Source organism: Kitasatospora sp. NPDC053057 (assembly GCF_044546945.1).
Taxonomy (GTDB): domain Bacteria; phylum Actinomycetota; class Actinomycetes; order Streptomycetales; family Streptomycetaceae; genus Kitasatospora.
Map to the genome: position 1 here is coordinate 1 of NZ_JBITZP010000102.1, position 4,798 is coordinate 4,798.

A 4,798-nucleotide genomic window follows, 5' to 3' on the forward strand; every position below is an offset into this window, starting at 1 on the left:
TCGCTGCTCGCCGTGCGCCTGGTCGAGGTGCTGCGCGGCCACGGCGTGTCCGTCTCGGTGCGGGCGCTGTTCCAGACGCCGACCCCGGCCGGGCTGGCGGCCTCCACCAGCGCCGTTCAGGTGGCGGCTCCGGCGAGCCTGATCCCCGCCGACGCGCGGGAGATCACCCCCGAGATGCTCCCGCTCGTCGATCTGGGTGCCGACGAGGTCGCCCGCATCGTCGCCGCCGTCCCCGGTGGCGCGGCGAACATCGCGGACGTGTACCCGCTGGCCCCGCTCCAGGAGGGCCTGGTCTTCCACCACCTGCTGGCGGGCGGCGGCGACGACGCCTACGTCACCCCGGTGGTCTTCGAGCTGGAGTCCCGCGAGCTGCTGGACGCCTTCACCGGCGCCCTGCAGCAGGTCGTCGACCGGCACGACATCTTCCGTACCTCGCTGGTCTGGGAGGGCCTGCGCGAGCCGGTCCAGGTGGTCTGGCGCCGGGCCCCGCTCTCCGTCGAGGAGGTGGCCCTGGCCGCCGACGGCACCGACCCGGTCGAGCAACTCGTGGCCATCGGCGGTTCGTCGATGGATCTGGGCCGGGCGCCGCTGCTCACGCTGCACGTCGCGACGCTGCCGGACGGCGCGCACTGGCTGATGCTGCTCAAGGTCCATCACGCCGTCCAGGACCACGCCGCGATGGAGGTCGTGCTCGGCGAGGTGCAGGCCTTCCTGACCGGCCGGGGCGACGCGCTGCCCGCGCCGGTGCCGTTCCGCACCTTCGTCGCCCAGGCCAGGGGTGGCGTGGCGCAGGCGGAGCACGAGCGCTACTTCACGCAGCTGCTCGCCGACGTGGACGAGCCGACCGCGCCGTTCGGCCTGGTCGACGTGCGCGGCGACGGGGCGGACGCGGTCCGGCTGCGGGTGCCCTTCGCACCCGAGCTGCACGACCGGCTGCGCGCGGTCGCCCGCCGGATGAGCACGAGCGCGGCGACCGTCCTGCACGTCGCCTACGCGCGGACCCTCGCCGCCGTGTCGGGCCGCTCCGACGTCGTCTTCGGCACCGTCCTCTTCGGCCGGATGAACGCCGGCGCGGGCTCGGCGAACACCCCGGGACCGTTCATCAACACCCTGCCGGTGCGGGTGCGCACCGGTGAACTCGGCGCGCTGGAGGCCGTGTCGGCCATGCGCGGCCAGCTGGCCGAGCTGCTGGAGCACGAGCACGCCTCGCTCGCCCTGGCGCAGCGGGCCGGCGGACTGTCCGGTGACACCCCGCTGTTCACCGCGCTGCTGAACTACCGCCACAACCCCGGCAGTTCCGAGCGGGAGAGTGGCGACCGCAACCGCGGATTCGAGGGCTTCGAGGCGAAGTTCTCGCGCGAGCGCACCAACTACCCCCTCGCGGTGTCCGTGGACGACGACGGCGAGTCGATCGTGCTGGCCGTGGACGCGGTGGCCGCCGTCGACGGCGAGGCCGTCGCACGGCTCATGTGCACCGCCGCCGAGAACCTGGTCGCCGCACTGGAGACCGCCCTGGACGGCGGCCCCGAGCAGCCGCTCGCCGCGGTGCCCGTCCTCGACGGGGCCGAGGCGCGCCGGTTGCTGGTGGAGTGGAACGAGACGGCGGTCGAGGTCGGGTCGGCGACGGTGCCGGAGTTGTTCGCGGCGCAGGTGGCGCGGGATCCGGGTGCGGTGGCGGTGGTCGATGGCGGGATCGAGCTGTCGTACGGCGAGCTGGACGCGCGGTCGAACCGGCTGGCGCGGTTCCTGGTCGGCCGTGGTGTGGGTCCGGAGTCGGTGGTCGGGGTCTGTCTGGAGCGCGGTGTCGAGCTGTTGGTGGCGGTGCTGGGTGTGCTGAAGGCTGGTGGTGCCTATATGACCATCGACCCGGAGTACCCGGCGCAGCGGGTGGCGTACATGCTGGAGGACGCGGCGCCGCGAGTGCTGCTGGCCGCCACTGCCACCGAGGCCGTGCTGCCCGGCGCGCTGCTGCTGGATGACCGCGAGGTCGTGGCCGCCCTGGCGGACCTGGACGGCGGCGCGCTCGCCGAGCCGGGGCCGGCCCTCGCCAACCCCGCGTACGTGATCTACACCTCGGGTTCGACCGGCCGCCCCAAGGGCGTGTTGGTGTCGCACGCGGGTGTGGCGAGCATGACGGCGGGCCACACCCGGATGCTGGGCGTCGGTGCCGGGCACCGGGTCGGCCAGTTCGCCTCGGTGGGCTTCGACGCCTTCGCCTGGGAATGGTTCATGGCCCTGCTGACCGGCGCGACCCTGGTGGTCATCCCGCCGGAGGCGCGGACCGGCGATCCGCTGGCGCGGCTGCTGAGCGAGCAGGCCGTGACCCATGTGACGCTGCCGCCCGCGGTGCTGGCGACGCTCGACGAGGGCTCGGTCGCCGAGGACCTCGTGCTGGTGACGGCGGGCGAGGCGCTGCCGCCCGAGACGGCGGCCCGCTGGGCGCGCGGCCGGCAGATGTTCAACGCCTACGGCCCCGCCGAGACGACGGTGGACGCCACCTGCTGGCCCTGCGACCCGGACGCCGCCGACGAGGTGGCGATCGGCTCGCCGGTGGTGAACACCCGGGTGTTCGTGCTGGACGAGTTCCTTGCGCCGGTTCCGGTGGGTGTGGCCGGTGAGCTGTACGTGGCCGGTGCCGGTCTGGCGCGTGGCTACCTGGGTCGTCCGGGCCTGACGGCGGAGCGGTTCGTGGCGAACCCGTTCGGTGGGTCGGGTGAGCGGTTGTACCGCACGGGTGACCGGGCCCGCTGGACGGCGGACGGCCAGTTGGTGTTCGTGGGCCGGAGCGACGACCAGGTGAAGATCCGCGGCTTCCGGATCGAACCCGGTGAGGTCGAGACCGTGGTGGCCTCGCACCCGCGGGTCGCCCAGGCCGCCGTGATCGCCCGCGAGGACGAGCCCGGCGAGCTGCGCCTGGTCGCCTACGTGGTGCCGGACGCTGTCGAGGCGGGGGCGGAACTCCCCGCCCTGGTCCGCGAGTTCGCCGCCGAGCGGCTGCCGGCGTACATGGTCCCCTCGGCGGTGGTGGTGCTGGACGCCCTGCCGATGACCGTGAACGGCAAGCTGGACCGGGCCGCCCTGCCCGTTCCCGCGTACGCGGCCGGCGGCGGCCGGGGCCCGGCCACCCTCCAGGAGGAACTGCTCTGCGGGGTCTTCGCCCAGGTGCTGGGCCTGGAGAGCGTCGGCGTGGACGAGGACTTCTTCGCCCTCGGCGGGCACTCGCTGCTCGCCACCCGCCTGATCGGCCAGGTGCGCACGGTCCTGGGCGCGGAGGTGCCGCTGCGGACGCTCTTCGACGCGCCCACGGTGGCCGGGCTCGCCGCCCGCCTCGCCGGCGCCGGCACCGCGCGGACCGCAGTGGCCGCCGGTGAGCGGCCGGAGCGGCTGCCGCTGTCCTACGCGCAGCGCCGCCTCTGGTTCATCGGACAGCTGGAGGGTCCGAGTGCCACCTACAACGTCCCGGTCGCACTGCGCCTGACCGGCGCGGTCGACCGTGCGGCGCTGAACGCGGCGCTGCGCGACGTCATCGGCCGCCACGAGGTGCTGCGCACCGTGTACGCGGTCGCCGAGGGCGAGCCGTACCAGCGCGTCCTGCCGCTCGACGAGCTGGAGTGGACGCTGACGGTCGCCGAGGTGGCCCCGGCCGAGCTGGACGCGGCCGTCGCCGAGGCGGCGGGGTACGCCTTCGACCTGGCCACCGAGGCACCGATCCGGGCCTGGCTGTTCGAAGGCGGTCCGGAGCAGCACGTCCTGGTGGTGACCATGCACCACATCGCCGGAGACGGCTGGTCCACGACCCCGCTGGCGGCAGACCTCTCGCAGGCCTACGCAGCGCGCTGCGCGGGCCGGGCGCCGGAGTGGGAGCCGCTGCCCGTCCAGTACGCGGACTACGCGCTGTGGCAGCGGGAGCTGCTCGGCGACGAGCGGGATCCGCAGAGCCTGTTCTCCCGGCAGACGGCCCATTGGCGCGAGGCGCTGGCCGGCGCTCCCGAGGAGCTGGACCTGCCGTTCGACCACCCGCGTCCGCCGGTCGCCTCCCACCGCGGCCACCAGGTGCCGCTGACGGTGCCGGCCGAGGTGCACGCGGAGCTCGCCGAGCTGGCCCGGGCGGAGGGCGTGACCCCGTTCATGCTGCTGCAGTCCGCTCTGGCGGTGCTGCTCGCCCGGCTGGGCGCGGGCACCGACCTCCCGATCGGTGTGGCGAACGCGGGCCGTACGGATGCCGCGCTGGACGACCTGGTCGGCTTCTTCGTCAACACCCTGGTGCTGCGGACCGATCTGTCGGGTGACCCGGCGTTCACCGAGCTGCTGCGCCGGGTGCGCGAGACCAGCCTGTCGGCCTTCGAGCACCAGGACGTGCCGTTCGAGAAGCTGGTCGAGGAACTGGCGCCGGTCCGCTCGACGGCGGTCCAGCCGCTGTTCCAGGTGATGCTCACGCTGCAGAACAACGCGCGGGCGGTCGTCGACCTGCCGGGGACGGAGGCCGCCGGGACGGCACCGGGGGTGTCGGTTTCGAAGTTCGACCTGGAGGTGGCGGCGAGCGAGGCGTTCGACGCCGAGGGCCGTCCGGCCGGGATCCACGGCGCCGTGATCGTCGCGGCGGACCTGTTCACCCGGGAGACGGCCGAGCGGCTCGCCGAGGGCCTGGTCCGGGTGCTGGGCGCGGTGGCCGCCGACCCGCGGCAGCGGGTGAGCGCGGTCGAGGTGCTGGCCCCTGAGGACCGGCGCCGGTTGCTGGTGGAGTGGAACGAGACGGTGGTCGAGGTCGGGTCGGCGACGGTGCCGGAGTTGTTCGTGG

The 4,798-nt window shown here is 74.3% G+C and carries 1 protein-coding gene; it reads left to right on the plus strand.

Annotation, left to right across the window (positions count from 1 at the left end):
• A partial coding sequence (locus ACIG5E_RS38995; protein WP_396541986.1) for an amino acid adenylation domain-containing protein occupies positions 1 to 4,798 on the plus strand: 4,798 nt, incomplete at both ends.